The 23,214-nt window shown below is 42.2% G+C and carries 18 protein-coding genes and 1 pseudogene; 7 read left to right on the top strand and 12 right to left on the bottom strand.

All coding sequences use genetic code 11. The features are described 5' to 3' along the window. Positions 1–72 precede the first annotated feature (72 nt). The 8 genes from L2717_RS15795 to murJ all read right to left on the bottom strand — a co-directional run bounded on the left by L2717_RS15795 (position 73) and on the right by murJ (position 9,082). Positions 73–954 (bottom strand): PilW family protein, encoded by an 882-nt coding sequence (locus L2717_RS15795; RefSeq protein ID WP_220775166.1) that lies wholly within the window; start codon positions 952–954, stop codon positions 73–75. Then, positions 955–1,548: a type IV pilus modification protein PilV gene (gene pilV / locus L2717_RS15800; RefSeq protein WP_248938095.1), complete on the bottom strand. Its 594-nt coding sequence runs from the start codon at positions 1,546–1,548 to the stop codon at positions 955–957. 204 nt (positions 1,549–1,752) lie between these two features. Then, entirely contained in the window at positions 1,753–2,709 is a 957-nt protein-coding gene (gene ispH / locus L2717_RS15805) for a 4-hydroxy-3-methylbut-2-enyl diphosphate reductase (RefSeq protein ID WP_220774709.1), read from the bottom strand. Between the two features lies 1 nt (position 2,710). After that, positions 2,711–3,133, bottom strand: a complete 423-nt coding sequence (gene fkpB, locus L2717_RS15810) for an FKBP-type peptidyl-prolyl cis-trans isomerase (protein ID WP_076497036.1) — start codon at positions 3,131–3,133, stop codon at positions 2,711–2,713. Further along, a complete protein-coding gene (gene lspA, locus L2717_RS15815) occupies positions 3,130–3,645 on the bottom strand; it encodes a signal peptidase II (RefSeq protein WP_220774708.1) in 516 nt (171 codons plus the stop codon). The genes fkpB and lspA overlap by 4 nt, the downstream gene beginning before the upstream one ends. A 21-nt stretch (positions 3,646–3,666) precedes the next feature. After that, complete coding sequence (gene ileS / locus L2717_RS15820; protein ID WP_220774707.1) at positions 3,667–6,489, bottom strand: isoleucine--tRNA ligase; 2,823 nt, start codon at positions 6,487–6,489, stop codon at positions 3,667–3,669. 32 nt (positions 6,490–6,521) lie between these two features. Then, positions 6,522–7,457, bottom strand: a complete 936-nt coding sequence (gene ribF, locus L2717_RS15825; RefSeq protein ID WP_076497039.1) for a bifunctional riboflavin kinase/FAD synthetase — start codon at positions 7,455–7,457, stop codon at positions 6,522–6,524. A gap of 65 nt (positions 7,458–7,522) precedes the next feature. Further along, positions 7,523–9,082: a murein biosynthesis integral membrane protein MurJ gene (gene murJ, locus L2717_RS15830; protein ID WP_220774706.1), complete on the bottom strand. Its 1,560-nt coding sequence runs from the start codon at positions 9,080–9,082 to the stop codon at positions 7,523–7,525. A gap of 252 nt (positions 9,083–9,334) precedes the next feature. On the opposite strand from murJ, the gene rpsT reads away from it, so the two are divergent. After that, positions 9,335–9,601 (top strand): 30S ribosomal protein S20, encoded by a 267-nt coding sequence (gene rpsT / locus L2717_RS15835; protein WP_076497041.1) that lies wholly within the window; start codon positions 9,335–9,337, stop codon positions 9,599–9,601. Between the two features lie 63 nt (positions 9,602–9,664). Here rpsT and L2717_RS15840 read toward each other — a convergent pair whose 3' ends face one another. Further along, positions 9,665–9,961, bottom strand: coding sequence for an ArsR/SmtB family transcription factor (locus tag L2717_RS15840; RefSeq protein ID WP_006084975.1), 297 nt, complete (start codon positions 9,959–9,961; stop codon positions 9,665–9,667). Positions 9,962–10,097: 136 nt separating this feature from the next. Between L2717_RS15840 and L2717_RS15845 the strand changes: the two genes are divergently transcribed. After that, positions 10,098–11,504 carry a M28 family metallopeptidase gene (locus tag L2717_RS15845; protein ID WP_220774789.1) on the top strand — a complete coding sequence of 469 codons (1,407 nt, stop codon included), beginning with the start codon at positions 10,098–10,100 and terminating at the stop codon, positions 11,502–11,504. Between the two features lie 63 nt (positions 11,505–11,567). On the opposite strand, the gene yaaA is transcribed toward L2717_RS15845, so the two are convergent. Further along, complete coding sequence (yaaA, locus tag L2717_RS15850; RefSeq protein ID WP_220774788.1) at positions 11,568–12,341, bottom strand: peroxide stress protein YaaA; 774 nt, start codon at positions 12,339–12,341, stop codon at positions 11,568–11,570. A gap of 136 nt (positions 12,342–12,477) precedes the next feature. Continuing rightward, positions 12,478–13,920: an alanine/glycine:cation symporter family protein gene (locus tag L2717_RS15855; RefSeq protein ID WP_220774787.1), complete on the bottom strand. Its 1,443-nt coding sequence runs from the start codon at positions 13,918–13,920 to the stop codon at positions 12,478–12,480. A 428-nt stretch (positions 13,921–14,348) separates the two neighbouring features. Between L2717_RS15855 and L2717_RS15860 the strand changes: the two genes are divergently transcribed. The 4 genes from L2717_RS15860 to pgi all read left to right on the top strand — a co-directional run bounded on the left by L2717_RS15860 (position 14,349) and on the right by pgi (position 20,925). Beyond that, the gene (locus tag L2717_RS15860; protein ID WP_220774786.1) at positions 14,349–16,715 is read left to right on the top strand and encodes a phosphoketolase family protein; all 2,367 of its coding nucleotides are present in this window, start codon (positions 14,349–14,351) and stop codon (positions 16,713–16,715) included. Positions 16,716–16,953: 238 nt separating this feature from the next. Beyond that, positions 16,954–18,060, top strand: a complete 1,107-nt coding sequence (locus L2717_RS15865) for an OmpA family protein (protein ID WP_220774720.1) — start codon at positions 16,954–16,956, stop codon at positions 18,058–18,060. Positions 18,061–18,311: 251 nt separating this feature from the next. Next, entirely contained in the window at positions 18,312–19,268 is a 957-nt protein-coding gene (gene tal / locus L2717_RS15870; RefSeq protein WP_220774719.1) for a transaldolase, read from the top strand. A 19-nt stretch (positions 19,269–19,287) separates the two neighbouring features. Further along, positions 19,288–20,925: a glucose-6-phosphate isomerase gene (gene pgi, locus L2717_RS15875; RefSeq protein ID WP_220774718.1), complete on the top strand. Its 1,638-nt coding sequence runs from the start codon at positions 19,288–19,290 to the stop codon at positions 20,923–20,925. Positions 20,926–20,962: 37 nt separating this feature from the next. On the opposite strand, the pseudogene L2717_RS15880 reads toward pgi, so the two are convergent. Next, a pseudogene (locus L2717_RS15880) lies at positions 20,963–21,320 on the bottom strand (IS4 family transposase); the annotation flags it as partial. A gap of 608 nt (positions 21,321–21,928) precedes the next feature. Between L2717_RS15880 and nhaD the strand changes: the two are divergent. Next, positions 21,929–23,176 (top strand): sodium:proton antiporter NhaD, encoded by a 1,248-nt coding sequence (gene nhaD / locus L2717_RS15885; protein WP_220774717.1) that lies wholly within the window; start codon positions 21,929–21,931, stop codon positions 23,174–23,176. The last annotated feature ends 38 nt before the right edge of the window (positions 23,177–23,214 follow it).

A 23,214-nucleotide genomic window follows, 5' to 3' on the forward strand; every position in this document is an offset into this window, starting at 1 on the left:
ACACTCAACCCAGATAAGGCACCAGAAGAAGGCGTAATAAATGCAGCTTAATATTTAAACAAAGAGTGACAACTATCTTGAAAAACACCGATTGGTAAAAGTGCTGTCGGCTTTAATTGCTCGAACCAGCACATACACTTTAATGGCAACTAATCGCTGAAAGCCTTCGTTATCCCACATTAATGATGTGACACTTGATGCAGGCATAAAACTGTCTGGCGTTCCGTCACCATTGTCATCAAAACCATACAAAAAACGAATATTTTCAATACCCTCCACCAGTTGCTCATCATTATTCATGCCTAAATTAGTCAGCGTTTTTCGATTTAACATAGGCGTGTTATTGGCTTCATCGATATAATAAACATGATGCTGATACTCCCAGACTCGAGCATTTGGAAGGGCTACAGAAGGGGCTCCTGAATTAAAAAATATGGCTTGACTCGATGTTGCAGCAACGTAATACCCTGTTGAATTGGCAACTGCAGTTGGACCAATTAACCTTTTTAACTGAAGTACATCGGTGTCAGATTTAACACCAGACAGGCATGCTAGTGAAGTAGCTCCATCTTTTGTACTTGTATCACCCCATAACAATCTAAAATGTGCAGGTTGATTGTTAGGTAAAGTAGCGTTATTTAATCCAGCGCCAATACAATCTTTCTTAGAAATTTCAGCATCTACAGTCGTATTGCTACCAAGAATAAAATCCGTCCCCGTCATATCCCCCATAAAACCGAGTTGAGTGATATCTCGTTCCATAATCGATAATGCAATTCGACCATTTTCTTGTAACTGATTAAATTGGCTTGTTGTTGTCACATTAGATGAAGACATATTGAACATGGTGAATACGCCAGCAGTTAAAAATAGCCCAATGACCATAGCCACCATAAGCTCAACAAGTGACATACCAAATTGAAAGCGCTTTAACTTAAGAACTGATTGTGTCATTTACATAATCACTGTTTGGATTGAATAAACTCGTCGCCGAGTGCTTGCCGTACCACAATCGCCACCCGCATCCGATGTACTGCTGATACCTTGCCATGATATAGTTACAGTTACTTCCCTTGTAAGCTCACCAATTTCTTCATATTTTCCAGTAGCAGGGTTTATCACCTTCTCCCTCCAAATCTTAACGCACCCAGTAGGAGTGTCTAATCCACCGACAGCCTTTCCTGCAACTTTCTCGGTTTCTCCAAAGATAGCTTGTTTCCACTCGTATTTATCAGCTAATACTAGTTGACTAGGCGTACATAAATTAGCACCTTGACAAATAGGGCTTGGTGAGGATGTGACACTAGAATATGTATCATGATACTTACTCATTTCAGTGCGATTTAATTTAATTCTGTTTATCATGTCATTTGCATAATAAGAGGCTTGAGTTTGTTGAAATGACTCGAAACTGCCACGTTTTGCTACGATATGTAGATTAAAAATTCCAATTAAGCCAATGACTAAAATCACCAATGCGACAAGCACTTCGATTAATGAGAAGCCTCGCTGAAATATTTTTTGAGTAAAGCATTTGGTGTTTTTCATATCGTTAACAAATGTCCGAGTGTTTATCTTTAAAAATCTTAGTCTTACGATAATAAATTAATAACAGTTAATGATATATGAGTAAAATGTAAGTAGCCAGTAACATTAGTATATAAGCATTGACATCATTATGCTTTGAACGAATTTAAGATAATAAAAAAGAGGCTTTCGCCTCTTTGTTATTAATGATTAATCTCCATCGTTTTAGCGCAATTCGGCGGGTACCGCAAACACTGTGTCTTCTTTACGGCCTTCAACTTCAGTCACCACGCTAGGTGCTAACTTAGCAATAGCCTGAACAACTTGCTGGACCAAAACCTCAGGGGCTGAGGCGCCTGCTGTTACCGCTACACGATTCACGTTCTCAAACCAGTTTGATTCAACATCATCAGCGGTATCCACTAAATAAGATTGTGTCCCTGTCTTTAATGCTAACTCGCGTAAACGATTAGAGTTAGAGCTATTTTTTGAACCAACGACAATCAATAAATCAACATCCGCTGAGAGATTACGCACTGCATCTTGACGATTCTGCGTGGCATAGCAGATATCATCTTTACGCGGGCCTTCGATAGACGGAAAGCGTTTCAGTAACGCGGCAATAATATCGAGGGTGTCATCTACTGACAGAGTCGTTTGTGTGACAAAACATAGATTATTCGGGTCACGAACAACAAGTGTCTCTACGTCTGCTGGAGATTCAATAAGATAAACACCTCCATTGGGGTTATCGTACTGCCCCATAGTCCCTTCGACTTCAGGATGGCCTTCGTGGCCAATCAAGATACATTCAATACCTTTACGACTGGCGCGGGTGACTTGAAGGTGGACTTTAGTGACTAAAGGACACGTTGCGTCAAACACTCTTAAACCACGGGCTTTAGCTTCTTGTCTCACCGCTTGAGATACACCATGAGCACTGAAAATAACAATGTTGTTGTCTGGCACCTGATCTAACTCTTCAACAAAAATCGCCCCTCGATCCTTCAGATTTTGTACGACATAACGGTTATGTACGACTTCATGACGCACATAAATAGGCGGTGAAAACAATTCCAACGCCCGCTCAACAATACTGATAGCACGATCGACACCCGCACAAAAACCACGCGGATTGGCAAGCATAATATTTAAACTTGGGCTAGTAGGATCGAGTTTCATCTTAAAGTACCTTTACAACGTCCAGTTCAAATGTGATTTTATGCCCAGCCAGAGGATGATTCAGATCAACAGTAATGGAATCACCCGCGACATCGCGCACAATACCAGGGATTTCACTGCCACCAGGACCAGCAAAGCTAACAATCACGCCCGCTTCTAAACTCATGTCTGCCGGAAAACGGCTTCTATCTAGATAATGAATAGCATCAGGATTCGATTCACCAAAGGCATCAATCGCTTCAAGCGTAAAACTGTGCTTGTCACCTTCAGCAAGCGTTACCAATTGCGCTTCAAATGCAGGGCTCAGCGTACCGTCACCCACATTTAATCGAGCAGGCTTACCTGAAGCTTTAGTGCTATCAGCGGTTGAACCATCAGAAAGCACAATATTCATATGGCATAATAAAGAACGTGTTACAGTCACTTTTCAACCCCTTTGTCGCTAGCCGTTTCAGACTTACCACTTAAAAATGCATCCCAAATAATCAATACGGCACCAATACAAATAGCAGCATCAGCGATATTGAACGCGGGGTAATGGCTTTTATTCCAGTAAAAATCGATAAAATCAATCACAAAGCCATGCATTAATCTGTCGACCAAATTACCTAATGCACCGCCAATCACTAAGGTGTAGGCCAGATTTAGTTTCCACAACGAAGCAGATTGCTTACGCAACCACACTGTCAGTAAAGTGCTAAATCCAACTGCGACAATCGTAAATAACCAACGCTGCCAACCGCCAGCCTCACTTAAAAAACTAAATGCGGCACCGTAGTTACGCACATAAGTGAAATTAAAAAATGGCAATAATTTAACTGATTCATACAAATCAAAATTAGCTAAGACCCATTGTTTAGATAGCTGATCGGCTAAAAACACCAATACAGCCACCCAATACCAACGTAAGCCACTGTCCTTCCAAGTTAATGGCATAACTTTCCTTTACCTAAGCCGTTACGCAAACTGACGAACTTCGCCGTCGCCTTCAATGTTTGTTACGCAGCGAGTACAGAGTGTTGGGTGGGCTTCAATGGTGCCGACCTCTTCTCTGTGGTGCCAACAACGCTCACACTTCTCTGCTGTGCTTGAAGCAACAACTAATTTCAATGATGCCAGCTCAGTTTCAACCGCTTCCGATGTCGCATTCGCTAAAGGCAAGACTTTGGCTTCAGAGGTCAATAACACAAATCTTAGCTCATCGCCGATATGGGTTAATTGCTCAGTCAAAGCTGCATCGGCAAACAAAGTCACTTCCGCTTCTAATGAACCACCGATACGTTTATCACGGCGAGCTTGTTCAATCACTTTATTGACTTCGTTACGCACGGTTAGCAGTTGCTGCCAATAATCGTCGCTTAAGTCCGTCGCTAAAGTGACTGATTTCAAACCTTGATACCATTCTTGAGTAAAGACATAGGCTTCACGCTCGCCAGGCAATAGTTGCCATACTTCATCGGCAGTAAAACTTAGAATTGGCGCAATCCAACGTACCATGGCCTCAGAAATCAAATACAACGCCGATTGACAGCTGCGACGTGCATGGCCTTCTTGCTTAGCCGTGTATTGACGATCTTTGATAATGTCTAGATAGAAACTGCCTAATTCAACTGAACAGAACTGCATCAGTTTTTGCGTTACGATATGGAAGTTATATTGCTCATAGGCTTCAATAATTTCCTGCTGCAGCGCAGCAGCACGGCGCACAACCCAGCGATCTAACGCCACCATATCTTCAACGGCGACTAAGTCTTTAGTAGGATCGAAACCGTTTAAGTTGGCTAATAGGAAACGTGCAGTATTACGAATACGACGATAGGCATCGGCGCTGCGATTTAAGATTTCGTCAGAAACCGTCATCTCGCCGCTATAGTCTGTTGCCGCAACCCATAAACGCAGAATATCGGCGCCTAATTTATTAGTTACCGTTTGTGGTGCAATCACGTTACCGATAGATTTTGACATCTTGCGGCCTTTGCCATCGACAGTAAAACCGTGGGTAAGTACTTGCTTGTACGGCGCCTTGCCATTCATTGCAGTTGAAATCATCAAAGATGACATAAACCAGCCGCGATGTTGGTCGCTCCCTTCTAGATACAAGTCAACGCCATGTCCTTTAAATTCAGGACGCGCGGCTACCACTGACGAGAAAGTAGACCCTGAGTCAAACCACACATCTAAGGTATCAGTTACTTTACGGTATTGATCCGCTTCATCGCCGAGTAACTCGGCAGTATCGAGATCCCACCAAGCCTGAATGCCTTGCTGTTCAATGCGATTAGCAACACGTTCCATTAGTGACACGCTATCTGGGTGCAACTCTTCGGTTTCACGATTCACAAACAGCGTGATAGGCACTCCCCAAGTGCGTTGGCGTGAGATACACCAGTCAGGACGGTTTTCAACCATTTTTTCAATTCGACTTTGGCCCCAATCAGGGATCCATTGGGTCTGTTCGATTTCTTTCAATGCTTGCGTACGCAGGCCATGGTTATCCATAGAGATAAACCACTGCGGCGTCGCACGGAAGATGATCGGTGTTTTGTGGCGCCAGCAATGTGGATAGCTATGACGGTAAGCCACGTGATTCAGCAAGGCGCTCTTTTCTCTCAGTAAAGCAACCACGTTATCGTTAGCTTTAAATACATGCTGACCTGCAAAAAACTCGGTATCAGGCTTGTATACACCGTTGTCACCAACAGGGTTTGCTACTTCTAAACCGTACTTTTGCCCAACCACAAAATCGTCTTGACCATGGCCTGGCGCGGTATGAACAATACCGGTACCCGCATCAGTAGTAACGTGGTCACCTAAAATAGCAGGCACATCAAAATCTAAGAATGGGTGTTTAAAGCGAATAAGATCAAACTCTTCGCCTTTGGCTGAGCCTAGTACAATATGCTGTTCAACGTTATAACGAGTCAGGCAAGATTCAGCTAACACTTCTGCTAAAATAAGCGCTTGTGTTACGCCGTCTTTTTCAAACTCGACTAAGCTGTAATCCAGATTAGCGCTTAAAGACAAGGCGCGGTTCGCAGGTAAAGTCCAGGGTGTGGTTGTCCAAATCACCATAGAAACAGGATGTGAGTAATTGCTTACCCCAAACTTAGCCGCAACAGCTTTGCTATCTACGGCAACAAATGCCACATCAATAGCCGGTGATGTTTTGTCTTCGTATTCTACTTCGGCTTCAGCTAATGCAGAACCACAATCAGTACACCAATGCACTGGCTTCACGCCTTTATGCAAATGACCGCTTTCAATGACTTTAGATAAAGAACGAACGATATTGGCTTCAGTTGAAAAATCCATTGTTAGATACGGGTTTTGCCAATCACCCAATACGCCCAAACGGATAAAATCTTCGCGTTGACCGTTGACTTGCTCTGCCGCATATTTGCGGCATTCTTCACGGAATTCTGCTGCGGTAATTTTTTGACCCGGCTTACCAACTTTTTGCTCAACTTTTAGTTCAATAGGTAAGCCGTGACAATCCCAACCTGGTACATAAGGCGCGTCAAAACCAGACATAGTTTTTGACTTAACAATAATGTCCTTGAGGATCTTATTCACTGAGTGACCAATATGAATACTGCCATTGGCATACGGTGGGCCGTCATGCAAAATGAAAGGAGTACGACCAATTCGGCTATCGCGGATCTGCTGATACAAACCGTCTTTTGTCCAGCGCTCTAACATCTCTGGCTCACGATTTGCCAAATTACCACGCATCGGAAACTCTGTTTCCGGCAAATTCAAAGTAAATTTATAGTCGCTCATTGATCCTATACCGTTAATTAAACTGATAAATTTTAGCCTGCATCATTACCAAATAAAGCTCGGGCTTCATTTGCATCATTCAAAATCTGTTGTTTAAGCGCATCCAATGAGTCAAAAAGTTGTTCATCACGGAGTTTAGCTACTAACTCGACTTCAACATGTTTGCCATAAATGTCACCTTCAAAATCAAAAAGATGCACTTCCAGCTGACACACTTGACCGTTGACTGTAGGACGAAAGCCAATATTGGCTACGCCCTCATAAATATCGCTGTTATCCCAATAACATTTGACCGCAAACACACCGCGCACAGGCACAACATTACGCTTTAAAGCGATATTGGCAGTGGGAAAACCTATAGTGCGGCCAATTTTTTGCCCATGTGCCACACGACCACTCAAGGTAAAAGGATGACCGAGTAAGCGCCTAGCCTGCTCAAGATTACCCTTTGCCAATTGTTCACGCACAGCGGTAGAGCTTACTCTTAGCGAGCCCAGCATAAAGCTTTGAGTGCTGACCACGGTAAAGCCATATTGAATACCTGCCTGCACAAGCATGTCAAAATTACCTTTACGGCCTTGACCAAAGCAAAAATCATCGCCCACAACGAGGTATTTTACACCTAGCTTACGCACCAACAATTCTTCAATAAAATGCTCTGCTGGTTGACTCGCAAAAGCACGGTTAAAGTTAATACACACTAACCGCTCAACACCCAATTCCGCAAGCAGCATGACTTTGTCACGCAATAGACTCAGGCGAGCGGGCGCATTATTGCCGCAAAATAACTCTTGTGGCTGTGGCTCAAAGGTCATTAAAGTAGAAGGTAATCCTAATTGTCTTGCTTTACGCACTAAGTTAGCGATGACTTGCGCATGACCACGGTGAACGCCGTCAAAATTACCTATCGTCAACACGCAACCGTGATGAGATGACAAAATGTTATGTGTACCGCGGATTAATTCCATAACTTTAGACAACTGCTAAGCGCAAATCGGCTGATTATATAACAGCTAGCGATGAGAATCAGCAATCAAACTCCCCGTTTAATGGACCAAGGACGAATTCCGAGTAAAAGCAACCCCAGTAAGTAACTCAAAGCCCCCACTGAAATCAAGCCAATCAAGGCTTTTGCCCGCTCAAGCAAATGCCAGTTCAACCAAATTTGTTGCGAAGGCAAAAAGTAATATAAGACTATCACCATCAAGGCAGTAGAAACCACGGCTTTAGCAAAAAACACCATTGTCGGCTTAGAAACGCGATAAACACCGGCTAAATGCAATCCACGGTAAAGTAAGGTGGCATTAAGCAATGCTGACATCGAAGTCGCAATAGCCAGCCCAACATAACCAAAAGGAATAGCAAACAATAAATTAAAGCCCATGTTAGTGACCATAGCGATAATGCCGTAACGCACAGGCGTTTTAGTATCTTGACGGGAGTAGTAACCAGGAGCCAGTACCTTTATCAGCATAAAACTGAGTAAACCACTGCCATAAGCCATCAAACTATAAGAAGCCATTTCTACATCATGTATCGAAAAAGCGCCGCGCATAAATAACACCATTAACATAGGTTTTGCGAGCACAATTAAGCCCATCATCGCAGGCAAACCTAATAACAAAATCGCCTTCACTCCCCAATCCATCGTTTTGCCAAAACCTTCACCCTCAGCATTGATATGATTTCGTGACAGTGCAGGTAAAATAACTGTGCCTATCGCAATACCAAATAACCCCAACGGGAACTCTAATAAGCGATCGGCGTAGTAGAGCCAACTAATTGACCCTGTCATCAAAAAGCTGGCGATGAAGGTATCAAATAATAAATTTATCTGTGAAACAGATACACCAAATAAAGCGGGGATCATCAAGGTTCTTATTTTAACCACTCCGGGGTGATGCCATCCCCAAGACGGTTTTACGAGTACTTTTTCACGCAACAAAAAAGGAATTTGAAATAAAAACTGAATTAACCCGCCACAAAAAACGCCCCAAGCCAGTGTAATTTCTGGTTGTGTCGACGTTGGCGCATAGACGATAGCCGCAGTAATTATCGCCACATTGAGAAATACGGGGGTAAATGCTGAAACAGCAAAACGTCCACGAGTATTTAAAATAGACCCCGCCAATGCTGTAAAAGTAATAAACCACAAATAAGGAAAAGTAATTTTAAGTACAACGGTAGCCAGCTCAAATTTAGCGCCATCAGGCTCATTGTTAAGCCAAGCAATAAACCAGCCACCACCAAACAAAGCCGATAATACCGGTGAGGCAATAACACCCACAAGAGTCACTATTGTAACAAGTAGGCCTAATGTTCCAGCGACCTTACTGAGTAAGTCACGGGTTTCTTCGGCGGTGTGTTTTTCTTGATACTCGGTTAAAACAGGCACAAATGCTTGTGCAAAAGCACCTTCAGCAAACAAACGGCGTAAAAAGTTAGGAATTTTATTGGCAAAGAAAAACACGTCTGCACTGGTCCCTGCACCCATTAAATTAGCAACAACGACATCTCTTACAAGGCCTAAAACGCGCGATATCAATGTCATAGCGCTAACGATCATACCCGATCTTAATAATTTTCTACTCAAACGTCCCCCAGACCCATATCGAATTGATTAGGTGATACATCTCAAAAAATCGATTCAGGCTCTGTCACACTGCGGTAATAGCTGCTAGAATTGCGCCACATATTACACGAGTTGGGTTGAAGATAGCCAAGGCAGGTTGGATTAATTTATCTTTATGATGAATATTCAATCATAGTCATTGACAAAGTGACTAAATGCAGGCATATTCCTCGGCCTTTAAAAGTATCAAATCCAGTTTTTAGGAGTTGCACCTTGGCTAATAGCAAGTCTGCAAAGAAGCGCGCGCTTCAGTCTGAAAAGCGTCGTCAGCATAACGCCAGCCGTCGCTCAATGTTACGTACATACGTTAAAAAAGTAATCGCTGCAATTAAAGCAGGCGATCACAAAGCAGCAACAGAAGCTTTTGCTGTTGCACAACCAATCGTTGACCGTATGGCGACTAAAGGCCTTATTCATAAGAATAAAGCTGGCCGTCAGAAGGCTCGTTTGAATGCTAAGATCAAAGCAATCGCTGCTTAATCTATTAATAGCAAATGAAAAAAACCGGCAATTGCCGGTTTTTTTATATCTAAAAAATATAATTTAGTGACAATAAATATTATTTAGTAAGTGAATCATCTCCCGCACTTCATCGCTTTTAAGCGAATAAAATACTGTTTGTGCTTCTTTGCGTGTGGTGACCAAATTATCTTTGCGTAACCAAGCAAGATGTTGTGATAGTGCTGATTGACTTAAGCCTAATTTCTTATTCATTTCGCCAACGCACATTTCTCCTTCATTTAATAAATAACAAAGAATAAATAAACGGCGTTCATTTGCCAGAGCCTTTAAAAGTACTACAGCGTGGTCGGCTCGCTCCTGCATTAATTCAATATTCATTACGCACTTTATCTCCTAAAACTAACCCCTACGCTAATATAGCGTTGCCTTACGGATATAGTCGGGACATAAAGCACACTTTTTGCTAGATTGTTTTTAAAAATGGGACATGCTTAATAAAAACAAAGGAAATCTAATGAAGCCCTATCAAAAAACTCTGCTCTCAAGTCTTATAATCGCCAGTGTAAGTGCCTGTCAAACCCAAGTTAAAATAGCTCCTACGACTGAAGTCGTTAAATTACAGCAAGCGGCACTATCCTCCCAATTAGGCTACGATTTAGTCGAATCTCTTACCGTTGAGGTTGGCCCAAGACTCGCTGGAAGCCCAAAAGATATTATCGCGGTAAATTGGGCAATGAATAAGCTAACAAGTCTTGGATTTGATCGTGTTTATAAAGAACCGGTACAAGTTCCTATTTGGGAACGAGGCGAAGCTAACGCCAGAATCCTTTCTCCAGTAGAGCAGCCTCTTGTCATCACAGCGCTAGGGGGAAGTATTGCAACACCGAGCAGTGGAATACAGGCTCAAATAGTACGTTTTGATAGTTTAGAAGCACTTCAGCAAGCTAAGCCTGAAGCGGTCGAAGGTAAGATTGCCTTTATTGATCAAAAAACAGAACGTCATATAACCGGTGAAGGGTATGGTAAAAGTGTCGGCGGACGTTCAAAAGGGGCTGTCGTAGCAGCACAAAAAGGGGCTGTTGCTATCGTAATTCGCTCCATAGGCACAGACCATGACCGCATGGCTCATACTGGCATTATGCGCTATCAAGATGGCGTTCCCCAGATCCCTGCTGCTGCCATGTCAAATCCTGATGCCGATTTAGTCAATGCACTACTCAAGCGCGATCCCAATGCAATACTTGAATTATATATGTCACCCAAAGACTTAGGCTTTAATACTTCTTACAATGTGATTGCAGAAGTAACAGGCAGCAGTAAACCCAATGAAATCGTCCTTATTGGCGCGCACTTAGATTCGTGGGATGAAGGTACGGGTGCTATTGATGATGGCGCGGGAGTGGCAATTGTAACGGCGGCAGCTAAGCATATTCAAGATTTACCCATAAAACCCGCACGCACTGTGAGAGTCGTGTTATATGCTGCTGAAGAGATTGGGCTTATGGGCGGAAAAGCTTATGCAGAAGCACATAAAGCCGAACTGCCATTGCACTATATTGCCGCAGAATCTGATTTTGGGGCAGGCCGAATCTATCAAATCGATACCAAGGTTAACGAGAGCGCATTTACAGCGGTACAAAAGGCACTGAGCCCAATGTCATTCAATAGTGTTATATTGGGTAATAACCAAGCTTCTGGTGGGCCTGATGTGTCTATGCTGCCCGCTTTAGGTGTACCGGTTGCCTCACTGAGACAAGATGGTCACGATTACTTCGATTACCATCACACACCAAATGATACTTTAGATAAAATAGATCCCGCAGCGTTAGCTCAAAACGTTGCTGCTTATGCACAATTTGCTTATATCATGGCAAACTCAACCATAGTACTAACACCTTTTACCCGTTCATCTAAAGAGTAGCGCTATATGAGTAGAGGACAGGATTAGCGGTTCTCTACTCATAAAAGTCATCTTAATATTCTGCTATTGTTCATCGCGTAAAAATGTAGGTGTCGCTGGAGAACTTTGTTCTTCACTATAATAATAACCTGCAACATCAAATGCTTTTAGTCCGGCTAAACTATTAACTTGGTTCTGAATAAGATATCTCGCCATCATACCGCGAGCACGTTTAGCAAAAAAACTGATGACTTTATATTGGCCCTTTTTACAATCTTTAAAGGCAGGCGTAATTAATTGCCCTTGAAGTTTTTTAACTTTTATCGCCTTAAAATATTCATTAGAAGCAAGATTAATAATAATGTCGTTCTCGTGTTCTACGAGTGCTTTATTCACAGCTTCAGTTAATGTGTCGCCCCAAAACTCATAGAGGTTTTTACCTTTAGGATTTGCTAACGATGTACCCATTTCTAAGCGGTAAGGTAAAATTAAATCGAGTGGTCTTAATAAGCCATAAAGACCCGATAAAATACGTAACTGTGACTGAGTTTGAGTTATCTCAGTTTCAGATAAAGTATCGGCATCAAACCCCGTGTACACATCCCCTCTAAAAGCAAAAATAGCTTGCTTAGCATTATCTAAATTCAGGTTTGGCTGCCATTGCCCAAAACGCGCCGCGTTTAAACCCGCAATTTTGTCGCTTACTTTCATTAAAGAGGCTATATCTGCAGGCGTCAATTGTTGGCAGACTTGGATCAACTCCTGACTAGACGTTAAAAAGTCAGATTGTGAGTGCTCTTTGGTTAAAGCTGGCTGTTCAAAATCTAGGGTTTTCGCAGGTGAAACTAATATCAACATTAAAAACTCCTAACATAAAACAATAATAAGTCACTATGATACTGAACGAAAATAAAAAAACCACGCTTTAACAGCGTGGTTTTTTCGATTATAGCTATCCGTTTTATATCTCGTTAATAATTAAATCAAACAATGCTTAAGACTTTTTAGCAGGTGCCATGGTGGTATCTTGCCAAATATCATCGTCAAGCTGATCTAATAACTCTGGAAATTTACTACGGTCAAACTCGGGTGTTTTACCGGCTTTAATTTGGTCGCGATAATCATTAATTACACGAATCGCCAAGCTCGATAATAGCAATAGGGCCACAATGTTAACGATAGCCATTAACCCCATTGAAACGTCAGCAAGATCCCACACCAAGCTTATCTTAGCAACCGCGCCAAACATGACCATACCGAGAACACACAAGCGGAACAAAGGTAACGCTTTAGTACTATTTCCGGTTAAAAACATCACATTTGTCTCAGCGTACGAGTAGTTGGCTATGATAGATGTAAAACAGAATAAGAAGATCGCCACCGCAATAAATGCTCCCCCCCAATCACCAACATGGGATGACATCGCATTAATAGTGAGACGAATACCATCATCACTTGAGCCAATATCACCAGAAAGTAGAATGATCGCAGCCGTTGCCGTACAAATAACGATAGTATCAACAAATACGCCCATCATTTGTACAAAGCCTTGGGATGCTGGATGATTCGGATTAGGTGATGCACTTGCTGCAACGTTAGCCGCGCTACCCATACCAGCCTCATTCGAGAACAAACCACGAGCAATACCAGCTTGCATCGCCTGTGCCACAGTATAAGCCACACCACCAGCAGCGGCTTCTTGCCAACCAAAAGCACTCTTCACAATTAAACTAATAATTGCAGGCAATTGTTCTATATTGAAAATAACAATAATAAATGCAACAAGAATGTAGGCAAGCGCCATAATAGGCACGATAAACTCAGACACTCGGGCAACTTTACGTAAACCACCAATAATTACAAAACCACTGGCGATAACTAATCCAATACCGACATAAGTGGGATCTAGACCAAATACACGCTCCATAGCACCGGTAATGGTATTAGCCTGTACGGCATTAAATACTAAACCAAATGCGATAATCAGGAAGAAAGCAAACAATACGCCCATCCAGCGTTGCCCTAATCCTTTCTCCATGTAGTAAGAAGGACCACCGCGAAACTGGCCATCGTTATCTCTTACTTTATAAACTTGCGCTAAGGTTGATTCAACCATAGCGGTCGCCATACCCAAAACAGCAATTACCCACATCCAAAATACTGCGCCAGGGCCTGCAGCACCAATAGCAACAGCAACACCGGCCATATTACCTGCACCGACACGGGCGGCCATACTGGTACAAAAGACTTGAAATGAAGACAGACCGCTATCGCAACCCTGGCGGCTTATGGTCATGACTTTGATGGAGTGTTTAAAGTAGGTTAATTGGATAAAGCCAAGCCTTACCGTAAAGTAGAGACCCGCTCCTACTAACCCGTACACTAATAATTTGCCCCAAAGTAGCGCATTCAAAAAATTAACTATGGTTTCTAACATATTATTTTACTTATTCCCGTAGCAAATGCCCCCTAATCATAATTAAAGGCACAACATCAATGGTGAATGAATCTTTACAAGATTAAAGGTAAGAATTTCGGCAGATTTAATTGTTTAAATTATCCATCTGTGACTTTACAACATCACAGCTACCGAATTCAACGCAGCAAAATAGCACAATATTCGAAATCAACCATGTGATCAAGCTCACACTTGTAGTTTCAAACAACCTGGATATTACTAAGTACAGCTCAAGATAAGCTACTGTTAAATCAACACTAACAAAACTATCTAGATACATCATTTATTTTAACAGTAAAAACAACTTTCAAAACTTGGATGTTGGGCACATTTTTGTAATAAAATTACAAATATAGTAATCCCATAGAAACTTCAATTATCTCTTGTTTGTTTTAGTGAGGCTTAATATGACACAAGTACACGAAATCAATGCTCTGAAAAAATACGTCAGAGCGACTAACTTTCTTGCGACCTCGCAAATTTATCTCAAACAAAACGTCCTGCATAAGCGTCCACTTGCCCACACCGATATTAAGCCGCGTTTATTGGGACATTGGGGAACTTGCCCTGGGATTAACTTTGTTTACGCTAACATTAATAGACTGATCGTAAAGCATAATCGCTCATTCATTTATTTAGTTGGTCCTGGTCATGGTTTTCCTGCAGTACAAGCAAACTTATTTATAGAAGGCTCATTAAGCCACTTCTATCCAGAAACGATCCCTTACAATGAAACCGGTATCGAAGATATTTGTAAGAAGTTCTCCGCCGCTTATGGTTACCCTTCACATGCAAACCCTGAAGCCCCAGGACAAATCCTCGAAGGGGGTGAACTCGGTTATTCACTCTCTGTTGGTTGGGGTGCTGTATTAGATAATCCAGATTTAATCGCAACCGTTTTAATTGGTGACGGTGAGGCTGAAACTGGCCCATTAGCCGCATCTTGGTATGCAAACCGCTTAGTTTCTCCTGCGACAAGTGGTGCAGTTTTACCGATTGTACATATTAATGGTTATAAAATTTCTGGACCAACGCGCATGGGTCGTATGAGCCATGAAGAATTGGATATGGAGTTCCGTGGTCTTGGCTACTTTCCCATCATAGTGGATAACGAATTAGCTGAAGATATTTATGTGCAGATGACTAATGCCATGGATACCGCTTATACCATGATCAATGATATCCAACGCCGCGCACGCAGCGGTGAAGATGTTGTTAAGCCTAAATGGCCCGTCATTTTAATGCGCACGGCCAAAGGTTGGACGGGCGTAAGTGAATATAGTGGTAAAAAGCTAGAAGGTAACTGCGAATCACACCAAGTGATCGTTAATAAATGTGCCACCGATAAAGGTCATTTAGAAGCGTTAGATAATTGGTTGGCTAGTTATAACTTCCAAGAACTTTATCAAATGAATGACAAAGGCGAATTGATTTTTGATGCCGATATTTGTTCACTCATTCCACCAAAACAACTTGCCTGTGGTCGTCAACATTTGACCTATGGTGGTGAAGTCGTTAGAGCCTTAAACAACCCAGATCTCGAAAAACTCTGTTATGGCCCCGAAGTACCACGTGGTCATCGTGGATACTCAATGTTGAAAATGGGCGAATGGATGCGTGACGCATTTAAATTAAACCGTGATCAACGTAACTTACGTATTTTCAGCCCTGACGAAACCTATTCAAATCAACTTCAAGCTGTATTTGAAGAAACCGATCGTGCATGGCAATGGCCGATTGAGAGCTGGGATGAAGATATGTCTCGCGAAGGACGAGTAATTGAACTCCTTTCTGAAAACTTACTGTTTGGTATGCTTCACGGCTACACAGTGACAGGTCGTCACGGTATGCTGCCAACTTACGAAGCCTTCTCGCAAGTGATTTCATCGATGGCTGATCAATACTGTAAATACGTCTATGCAAGCCAAGGTGTACATTTCCGTAAACCATTGCCAGCATGCAACGTCGTATTGTCTTCGCTCCTAGAACGTCAAGATCACAATGGTTATTCACATCAAAACCCATCGTTCTTAGGCGCTATGCTAGAGAAGCATCCTAAGATCATTTCAGCATACTTGCCTGCTGATGCCAACAGTACACTGGTTTATACTGAACGTGCTTATGCTGATCGCGACAAACTCAACATTTTAGTTGCTGGTAAAAAAGAACTACCACAATGGTTGAGCTTAGAAGAAGCCCGTAAACAAGCAAAAGATGGTGTGATGGTGTGGGATTTTGCATCAGATGAAAATCCAGATATTGTACTAGCAGGCTGTGGTGATTATGTCACTCAAGAATGTATGGCAGCTTTAGTAGCCATTAGAGAATTGCTACCTAGAGTAAGAATTCGCTTCGTAAGCGTCACCGAATTAAGCAGTGATGGCTTAGGTAGCCGCAAGTTTAAAGAAAAACCTTGGTTAATGGACGAAATATTTACTCAAGATAAAGGCGTGGTATTTAACTATCATGGATACCCAAATACTATCAAAAAATTAGTTTTTGATTACAAAGGCAGCCGCCGATTTAGAATCAAAGGTTATGAAGAAGAAGGCTCAACAACTACACCATTTGATATGGGTGTACGTAATGGCACTTCACGCTATCACTTAGTTATTGATATGGCCTACAAGCTTTTCCAACAGGGCGTTATTGATGAAACGGTGCACGTCTCTATCACCACAAATATGCTGCAAAAACTAGTTGATCATCGCAACTATATTAAAGCAAATGGGGTCGACCCAATAGAGATTGAAAACTGGATATGGACACGCTAAAACACGTGTTAATTTGACAATTAAGTATATTAAAAGGCACTCATAATAGTGCCTTTTTTACATTTAAAGATGACTTACCGAATGATTCCCCTTAAAAAGGAAAATCTTAATGCTGGAAAAATTTAACAAACCAAGTGATAATCAAACAGCTGGCTACAATCTCTAAAGGATCCCCACACTAAGTGCTAGCGATGTTTTGCACAATGATACAAAACATATTGGTGGAGAATCATAATCAATGGACTTAAATAAAATGATGAAGAACACATTAAAGATAGTTTTACTTACATCAATGCTTCCATTTGCAGCCAGTGCATCTCAGGAGCTAACCCCTTGGTATGTCGGCGCAGGTTTAGGCGTTAATAACTACGAACACGTAGCGACCCAAAATGGCTCAGATGATTCATTCGCATGGGATATCTTTGCTGGTTACATGTTTAATGATTACTTCGGTGCCGAAATCGGTTTCCGTGATTTAGGCAATGCTGATTGGACCGCTGCTGGTATCAGCAATGATGCAGACGTTAAAGGTACAACTCTTGGTTTAGTCGGCTTATGGCCTCTAGCTAACCGTTGGAGCTTATCAGCTGAAGCCGGTGCTATGTACTACACGCTTGAGAACAGCCAAAACAATGGCCTCATCTCAAGCACATACAGCACAGATGACTTTGCACCATACTTCGGCGCAGGCGTTGGCTATAACTTCACTGACAACTTGAAGTTACAAGCTAAATACCGTCGTTATGAAAACTTAAATGACGATTACAATATTGTTGAAGCTGATAGTAACTACTGGGGTCTAGAACTGAGCTACCGTTTTGGTAACACAGTTGCAGCTGCACCAGTTGCCGCACCAGTTGTAGCAGCACCAGTTGATTCTGACAACGATGGCGTTTACGACGACAAAGATCAGTGTCCAGCAACACCAGCAACTCACAAAGTTGACTCTGTTGGCTGTACTATCTATGAAAACGTGAAGAACAAAGAAGACGTAGGTTCAATCCAGTTTGCTAACGATTCTGCTGTAGTGAAAAATGTTTACTACAAAGATATCGAAAGACTAGCAAACTACATGAACAAGAACCCAGAGTTTACTGTTGAAATCGCTGGTCATGCCTCAAACGTAGGTAAGCCAGACTACAACATGGAGCTGTCTCATAAGCGTGCTAACGCCGTTGCTGACATTCTTGTTAATAAATATGGCATCAGCCAGAGCCGTGTAACAGCCAAAGGCTATGGTGTTAATCAGCCACTAGTTGCTGGTGACTCTAAAGAAGCTCACGCTGCTAACCGTCGTATCGAAGCAATCGTAACGACGACGACTAAGCAACCTGTTCTGAAGTAATATTAATTACTGAAATAAAAAAGTCGCTGCTTGCAGCGACTTTTTGTTTTTATGGGGTATACACTAAGGCAAGCGATAACTCTGTGTTAGTGCCAAGAAGATAACAAATCACTTGCATTAGGCCTAAATAGATTAAATCTTGTCATTTTTGTAATTTTTTTACATTCAAGGTTGGAAAAGTTGGCAAAATCGCTTCTAATAGTCATCAGTGAATTCCGAGTTAAAACTGCTACCTGAGAAGGATGTTTTTCATGGCCAATACATTAGAGCAACTCAAGTTATATACCACTATCGTCGCTGATACAGGCGATATCGAAGCAATCAAGCGCTACCAGCCTGAAGATGCGACAACTAATCCATCACTCATCTTAAAAGCGGCTCAAATTCCTGAATATGGATCCCTCATTGATAATGCGATTGATTGGGCCAAATCACAAAGTACCGTTCTGGCACAACAACTTGATGATGCCAGCGACAAGCTAGCAGTCAACATTGGCGTTGAGATCCTAAAACTGGTTCCGGGTCGTATCTCTACTGAGGTTGATGCTCGTTTATCATTTGATAAAGAGAAATCGATCGCTAAAGCCCATAAGCTAGTTCGCCTCTATAAAGAAGCGGGTATTGATAAATCGCGCATTCTGATCAAACTAGCTTCAACTTGGGAAGGCATATGTGCCGCTAAGGAGCTAGAAAAAGAAGGTATTAACTGTAACTTAACCCTACTATTTAGCTTTGCCCAAGCACGTGCTTGCGCCGAAGCGGGTGCCTACCTAATTTCGCCTTTTGTTGGCCGTATTCTTGATTGGTACAAAAAAGATACTGGCAAAGATTATGATGCCGTGAATGACCCAGGGGTTATTTCAGTCACTGAGATTTACAACTATTACAAGCAGCACGGTTTTAGCACTGTTGTTATGGGCGCAAGTTTCCGTAATATCGGCGAAATTATTGAGCTAGCGGGTTGCGATCGCCTCACAATTGGCCCTTCTTTGTTAGAAGAATTAGCTAATTCACAAATAGACATCACACCTAAACTCGTTGCAGCAACAAGCACTGCGATGGCTGAAACGCCATTGACAGAAGCGCAATTCCGTTGGGACTTTAATCAAGATCCAATGGCAGTTGATAAGCTTGCAGAAGGTATTCGTAATTTTGCGATTGACCAAAGCAAACTTGAAGTCATGCTCACAGCTAAGCTGGCAAACTAAGCATTCTGGAGACGGTTAAATGACACTCTTGACCCAAAGCTCAATATGGCAAGCTTTATCAACACACAGTAAAAATATTCCGCATATGCGCGAATTATTTGCAACTGATGCGGCACGCTTCAATAAGATGTCGCTATCAAGCTGTGGTTTATTACTCGATTATTCTAAAAACAGAGCCACTGCGGAAACGCTCGACCTGTTATTTGCGTTGGCAAGCAATAGCCAGCTTGAAGCAAAAATTAAAGCGATGTTTGCTGGTGAGATTATTAACACCACCGAAAAGCGTGCTGTGCTGCACACAGCGCTTCGTAGCACTGCTGAACAATCGATTATTGCCGAGGGTCAAGACATCATTCCTGAAGTCCAACAAACTCTAGATAAAATGCAAGGGTTTGTGAATTCAGTAACATCAGGCAACTGGAAAGGTTATACCGGTAAAGCGATAACCGATATCGTCGGTATTGGTATTGGTGGCTCTTTTCTTGGCCCAAAGATTGTTTCGCAAGCGCTACGCCCGTATTGGAACCCAGAGTTGAAATGTCACTTTGTGGCAAACGTAGATGGCACCTCTATCAGTGAGAAACTGAAGTTACTGGATCCAGAAACGACCTTATTTATTATGTCGTCCAAATCTTTTGGAACACAGGAAACCTTAACCAACACTCTTACAGCAAGGGACTGGTTTTTAGCAAAAGGCGGTTTGCAGTCTGATGTGGCAAAACATTTTGTTGCAGTGACTTCAAACGTGGCAAAAGCGACCGATTTTGGTATTGATGCAGACAACATTTTCCCAATGTGGGATTGGGTTGGCGGTCGTTACTCACTCTGGTCAGCCATTGGTTTACCGATTGCGCTCTTGATAGGCATGGATAACTTCAGAGCCTTACTTTCAGGTGCGCACCAAATGGATGAGCATTTCGCCAATGCGCCATTGACAGAAAATATGCCAGTGATCATGGGCTTATTATCCCTATGGTACGGTAATTTCTTTAATGCACAGTCCCATGTTGTGCTGACATACGATCATTACCTGCGCGGCCTACCGGCGTACTTCCAACAACTCGACATGGAAAGTAACGGAAAGTCTGTCACATTAAATGGCACTAATGTTGACTACAGTACAGGCCCAGTCATTTGGGGTGGCGAAGGTACGAATGGCCAACATGCCTACCACCAGCTGCTGCATCAAGGCACTGCGCTGATCCCCGCCGATTTTATTATGCCACTGCAAAGTCATAATCCTATAGGTGAGCACCATGACCAATTAGCTTCTAACTGCTTTGGTCAGACACAAGCCTTAATGCAAGGTCGCACGTTTGATGAAGCCTTAGCCGAACTCGCTAATAGCACACTATCTGAGTCAGAGAAACAGCTGATCGCTAAACATAAGGTGATGCCAGGTAATAAGCCGAGCAACACCTTACTTATGGATAAGCTCACGCCAAGCACCTTAGGCGCTTTAATTGCCCTATATGAGCATAGAACCTTTGTTCAAGGTGCTATCTGGGATATAAACTCCTTCGATCAATGGGGCGTGGAACTCGGTAAAAATCTAGGTAACGATGTATTAGCACGTATTGGTGCTGAGCAAGATTCCGATGCTTTAGATGCCTCCAGTAACGCACTGATTAACCTTTATCGCCAAGGTAAAATTTAATCAAATAAAAAGCCTGCATCTGCTTAATGCCGTTTACTTAAGAGTGAGCGGCATTTTTATTTGCTTTAACCGGAAACTTGTTTTTGCTCATTTTAAGCACTCTTGGATAAGCCCTTTCCCGTTTACCATCCAACTTAAATTGCCGTGCATTGCGTTCTATATCCAATACATGTGGGGACATTCCCCGGCGTTTGTGATGGCAGTTGTGTCAGCTTGAAGATGATATGACTCGCAGCATCCAGAAAACTCAGTTGATTGGGATGAACTGATGACAAGCTTTTAGTTATCAGTAACATCTTGTATCGGATGAGATTGTAGGCCAGCAACACGCCCAAAAGCTCTTGAGTCACTCGCTCTGGCACTTGACTGCGTAGCGTAAAATGGCTCTGCAATAGTTCATTTAATGCGAGCGAGAGTGGCATAAAAAAATCCGATGACAGAGATCATCGGGTTTTGATCTTTTCAGCGAGATGGTCAAGTGATCTGTCTTAACTCAATCGGCATTACGCCAGTGCGTCCCTTTTTTTATGCTGAAAAATACATCATTTACATATCGGCATGCTCGCTTGGATATTTTTACGACAATAGAACTCACTTAAATATTCGCTAAGGTAAAAGTGTTTAACCTAAAAAAAGCCTATATCGACATGGCGATTCAAGAATCTCCCTGAATAAAAATTAATAGAAGGATCTGCAAACTGATTGCTTAGACTTTAATCGTAGAACTCACTTTTAACACCGCAATTAAGCTTATTTATTTAGCTTAAACAATTGAACACATAGAAATTTTCGAGACATAAAACCAGTAACACACTAAATGACATGGGAGCGGCATCACAAAGCGGGTATAAATTGGGCCATAGCTAACAGTTGCGTTATGCACCCCATTATGTTCTGATCCGCACGCGCTAACACGGCTAGCTTAATTCAGCCTTGATAAGCTCAATCTTTAGGTTGACTCAAGTCATCCTACGACATTAAAACAGCAGTTGGAATTGCAGTTATGTTAAATACCTTTCTCATCATACTTGCCTTGCTGGCATTGCTCAGTATTATTTTCGAAGAAGTTACCCATCTTAATAAAGCAAAAACCACCTTATTCTTTGGCTGTATCTCTTGGATAGCGCTGTTTATGGCTGCAGGAGATCCTGCTAATGAAAAAATAGTTGCTCATCAACTTAATGAAAATTTACTCGAAATTGCCACTCTCTGGTTATTTCTAATGTCGACCATGACCTTCGTCGCGTACTTGAACGCGAAGGGCATGATCCAAATTATGGTTCAAAAGCTGTTCCCGCAGAAAGTGTCGGTACGTATGCTGATGATCCAAGTTGCCTTATTTGCACTGGTGCTGTCGGCATTTTGTGATAACGTCACTGCGACTTTAGTCTCTTTAGGTTTATTAACGACCTTTAAACTTGATAAACAAATGCGCCGTAGAATGGCGGTATTGATCATCTTTGCGGTGAACTCAGGCGGTGTGGCTTTGATTACGGGCGATGTTACCACGCTGATGATTTTCCTCGGTGGTCATGTGCACATGTCTGAACTGCTGATGTTGTTTATCCCATCGGCGATAAGCGTGATTTTACTCGCAACCCTGTTCTCTCTTAAAGCAGAAGGTGTGGTCAGCACCACGCCAATCAAGCACACCTATCAAACGGTTGATGTGCTCATTGCTCTCGTGTTTTTCTGCACTATTTTGATGACAATGATGTTAAACATATTGTTTGGCATTCCGCCAGTGCTGACCTTCTTAACCGGTCTATCAATTATGTTTTTGATTGGCCACACAACCCACAGCAATAAAGAAGAACTCAAAATTCTTGAGTATATTCGCCAAGTAGAATATGACACCTTATTATTCTTCTTAGGCATTTTACTGTTAGTAGGAATGCTTAAAGAAATCGGCACCTTAGATATGTTGACTGAAGCTTATACAATGTTTAATCCAAACATTTCTAACTTCTTTACGGGTATGGGCTCTGCCCTAATCGATAACGTGCCACTCACAGCTGCATTGTTAAAAGCCAACCCAGAATTGAGCACGCCTGAATGGCTTGGTTTGACTTATAGCGTCGGCGTCGGCGGTTCACTACTGATCATTGGTTCTGCATCAGGTATTGTGGCCATGAGTAAAGTGAAGGAACTGACTTTTGTGAGTTACTTAAAATATGTTCCAGCACTTTTCCTTTGCTACAGCGTCGGTTACGCAATAACATTGTTCTTAGCCCATAAACTATTTGATTAAGTTAACGTCGGTATAAGAGTAAAAAGGCGCCTTAGACG

It is taken from the genome of Shewanella glacialipiscicola (assembly GCF_023283485.1).
Lineage (GTDB): Bacteria > Pseudomonadota > Gammaproteobacteria > Enterobacterales > Shewanellaceae > Shewanella > Shewanella glacialipiscicola.

Coding starts and splice junctions, on each gene's coding strand:
- L2717_RS15795 (WP_220775166.1), bottom strand. CDS start 954: ATGACACAATCAGTTCTTAAGTTAAAGCGCTTTCAATTTGGTATGTCA.
- pilV (WP_248938095.1), bottom strand. CDS start 1,548: ATGAAAAACACCAAATGCTTTACTCAAAAAATATTTCAGCGAGGCTTC.
- ispH (WP_220774709.1), bottom strand. CDS start 2,709: ATGAAACTCGATCCTACTAGCCCAAGTTTAAATATTATGCTTGCCAAT.
- lspA (WP_220774708.1), bottom strand. CDS start 3,645: ATGCCATTAACTTGGAAGGACAGTGGCTTACGTTGGTATTGGGTGGCT.
- ileS (WP_220774707.1), bottom strand. CDS start 6,489: ATGAGCGACTATAAATTTACTTTGAATTTGCCGGAAACAGAGTTTCCG.
- ribF (WP_076497039.1), bottom strand. CDS start 7,457: ATGGAATTAATCCGCGGTACACATAACATTTTGTCATCTCATCACGGT.
- L2717_RS15840 (WP_006084975.1), bottom strand. CDS start 9,961: ATGAATATTGAATTAATGCAGGAGCGAGCCGACCACGCTGTAGTACTT.
- L2717_RS15845 (WP_220774789.1), top strand. CDS start 10,098: ATGAAGCCCTATCAAAAAACTCTGCTCTCAAGTCTTATAATCGCCAGT.
- yaaA (WP_220774788.1), bottom strand. CDS start 12,341: ATGTTGATATTAGTTTCACCTGCGAAAACCCTAGATTTTGAACAGCCA.
- L2717_RS15855 (WP_220774787.1), bottom strand. CDS start 13,920: ATGTTAGAAACCATAGTTAATTTTTTGAATGCGCTACTTTGGGGCAAA.
- L2717_RS15860 (WP_220774786.1), top strand. CDS start 14,349: ATGACACAAGTACACGAAATCAATGCTCTGAAAAAATACGTCAGAGCG.
- L2717_RS15865 (WP_220774720.1), top strand. CDS start 16,954: ATGGACTTAAATAAAATGATGAAGAACACATTAAAGATAGTTTTACTT.
- tal (WP_220774719.1), top strand. CDS start 18,312: ATGGCCAATACATTAGAGCAACTCAAGTTATATACCACTATCGTCGCT.
- pgi (WP_220774718.1), top strand. CDS start 19,288: ATGACACTCTTGACCCAAAGCTCAATATGGCAAGCTTTATCAACACAC.
- nhaD (WP_220774717.1), top strand. CDS start 21,929: ATGTTAAATACCTTTCTCATCATACTTGCCTTGCTGGCATTGCTCAGT.